We start from the raw sequence: 2,862 nt of genomic DNA on the forward strand, positions 1-2,862 counted from the left end.
ATCGTCAAGAGCGTTCCGCACACATCGCACGAGTAGCAGGTGCGCGGAACGCTCTTGAGGATGACGCTGAAGGGTGGCGGGACGAGGAGGAGCGGGGAAGGGTGGGTCAGAGCCCGGGGGGCGTGTAGGCGGCGGTGTGCTCGGCGGCGCCGCTGGCGGCCATGAGGTCGGTGATCCGGCGGATGTCGGCCAGGCCGGGCATGCCCCATCCCTGCCGGTATCCGTATATCTCCGCGAGCGTCGTCGAGTCGCGGGTGCCGTTGGCCAGTTCCACGTCCTCGGGCCCGATCAGTGAGGGGTGGGGCACGCCCACGGCGCCGGAGATCTTGACGAGGTCGCGCCGCAGCGACCGGATGTAGGCCGCGCACCGCACGGCCTTGTTCGTGGGGTCCACTCCGCGGACCAGCCACGGGTTCTGCGTGGCCACGCCGGTGGGGCAGCGGTCGGTGTGGCACTTCTGGGCCTGGATGCAGCCGATGGAGAGCATGGCCTCGCGGCCGACGGCGATCATGTCCACGCCGAGCGCGAATGCGACCGCCGCGTTCTCGGGGATGCCCAGCTTGCCCGAGCCCACGAACACCACGTCGTCGGTGAGTCCGGCTTCGGCGAAGACCCGGTAGACGCGGGAGAAGCCCAGGCGGAACGGCAGCGATACCGCGTCGGTGAAGACGAGCGGAGCGGCGCCAGTACCGCCCTCGCCGCCGTCGATGGTGATGAAGTCGACGCCGCGCTCCCGCGACACCATGGCGGAGGCCAGCTGCTCCCAGAAGTCTAGCTCGCCGACGGCGGACTTGATGCCCACCGGCAGGCCGGTGCGCTCGGCGATCTCCTCCACCAGGTCGAGCATGGAATCGACGTCGTGGAAGGCGGTGTGCCGGGAGGGGCTCGCGCAGTCCCGGTCGGTGGGGATGCGGCGGATCCGCCCGATCTCCGCGGTGACCTTGGCCGCGGGCAGCAGACCGCCCAGTCCGGGTTTGGCGCCCTGGCTGAGCTTGATCTCGATCGCCCTGATCGGGTGCTTCTCGGTGAGGGCGACCAGCGCGTCGATGTCGAGTCGGCCTTCGGCGTCGCGGACCCCGAAGTAGGCGGTGCCGATCTGGAAGACCAAGTCGCCGCCCTTCTGGTGGTACGCGCTCAGTCCACCCTCGCCCGTGTTGTGCAGAGCGCCCGCGAGAGCGGCTCCGCGGTTGAGGGCCTCGACAGCCGGTGCCGACAGCGCGCCGTAGCTCATCCCGGAAATCGACACCAGGGACTCGGGGCGGAACGCACGGGCCCGGCCGCGGGCGGCGCCGAGAACCTTGGCCGGTGGGAGTTGGAGCTGCTCGGCGGAGTGCGCGTGGGCGGACACCGTCACCCCGGCGAACGTGCGCGGCTTGACGATCGGGTATCCCTCGAGGAACTCGATGTTGTTGTCCGTGCCGAACCCGAACGTGGTGGCCCGTCCCTCCGCCGACTCGTGGATCCAGGCACGTTGGTCCCGGGTGAACGGCCGCTCCTCGTTGTTGCCCGCCACGATGTACTGGCGCAGCTCGGGGCCGATGGAGCTCAGGGCCATCCGTGCGTGCCCGAGAACGGGGAAGGTCCGCAGGATCGGGTACCTGGTCTGTCGCAGGTCCGAGGCCGCGACGGCGGCCAGGGCGGCGACGGGGGCGCCGAGGAGCCACTTGCGCATGTCGACCTCCGGGGTCTGTCGGTGTCCCCATCATGGACCACCCGTCGCCTGGCGTGCCCGGGACCGCTGCGCGGCGGGAGTGCGTCTACAGTGGCCGCACTGTTGCGGGACACCGTAAGGCGACAACGCGCCCACCCGGACCGGACACGCGAGAGGACCACACCGATGAACGACCCAGTACAGGATGACGGACTGCGACCGCTTCCCCCTCCACCCTCGGCCGAGTCGGGCTACTCCACCTCCCGCACGGTGCGAACGGGCGAGGTCGATCCCCTGCGCCGGTTGCGGCTGGACAGCATCGCCCGGTACCTCCAGGACGTGGCGGGCGACGATCTCGAGGCCACCGGCCACGCCCGGACCGACCCGTACTGGATCGTGCGTCGGACCGTGATCGACGTGATCGAGCCGATCACCTGGCCGGCCACCGTCCACCTCCAACGCTGGTGCTCGGGTCTGTCCACGCGCTGGGCCGACATGCGGGTGAGGCTGACGGCGGAGCACCAGGCCGGCCCCGACGATTCCGGACCGCGACCCGACGGGCTGGTGGAGACCGAGGCGTTCTGGATCAACGTCAATGCCCACGGCGTGCCCGCGCGCATCAGCGACGAGGGCTTCGCCACCCTCTCGGCCACCACGGAGACCCATCGCCTGCGGTGGGCCGCCATGACCACGCCCCTGCCCACCGGGTCCTCCGGACCGGAACTACCGGAGGACCGGCCCCACGTCCTGCGCAGCACGGATTTCGACCTGCTCCAGCACGTCAACAACGCGGCCTACCTCGACGCCGTCGAGGACGAACTCATGGATCACCAGGACCTGCTGCGGCAGCGCCACCGTGTCGTGATCGAGTACTCGCACCCCGTGGTCCCGGGGTCGTCCATGACGATCCGGCGGAGGCGGTCCGGACACCGGCTGCAGATGTGGATGTCGGTGGACGACCGAGTCGCGGCCACCGTGACCGTGACGGGCGGGCCGGACGACCGGCGGGAGAGCTAGGCGAGCCGAAGCTCGGCGGAAGGGTGAGGCGAGCCGACGGACGTCGGGGACGCGCAGCGACGATCGTCAGGGCAGGATGCGCGAGACGACGTCGGCGGCCACGTCCTCCAACAGCGCCCCCGCGTTGGCCATCGACCTGGCGAGGTCCGGCTCCCGCTCGGTGAGGGCGGCCGCGGCCGCGAACCCCGCCTCCG

Annotated in this window: 2 protein-coding genes; one reads left to right on the top strand and one right to left on the bottom strand. The window is 70.8% G+C overall.

Annotated elements, in window-relative coordinates; translation table 11 throughout:
• Positions 1-106: 106 nt before the first annotated feature.
• Positions 107-1,672 carry an FMN-binding glutamate synthase family protein gene (locus tag G6027_RS01775; protein ID WP_182634853.1) on the bottom strand — a complete coding sequence of 522 codons (1,566 nt, stop codon included), beginning with the start codon at positions 1,670-1,672 and terminating at the stop codon, positions 107-109.
• 165 nt (positions 1,673-1,837) lie between these two features.
• On the opposite strand from G6027_RS01775, the gene G6027_RS01780 reads away from it, so the two are divergent.
• Complete coding sequence (locus G6027_RS01780) at positions 1,838-2,668, top strand: acyl-ACP thioesterase domain-containing protein (protein WP_182634855.1); 831 nt, start codon at positions 1,838-1,840, stop codon at positions 2,666-2,668.
• Positions 2,669-2,862 lie beyond the last annotated feature (194 nt).

The sequence above is a fragment of the Dietzia sp. SLG310A2-38A2 genome (genome assembly GCF_014145095.1).
Taxonomy (GTDB): domain Bacteria; phylum Actinomycetota; class Actinomycetes; order Mycobacteriales; family Mycobacteriaceae; genus Dietzia.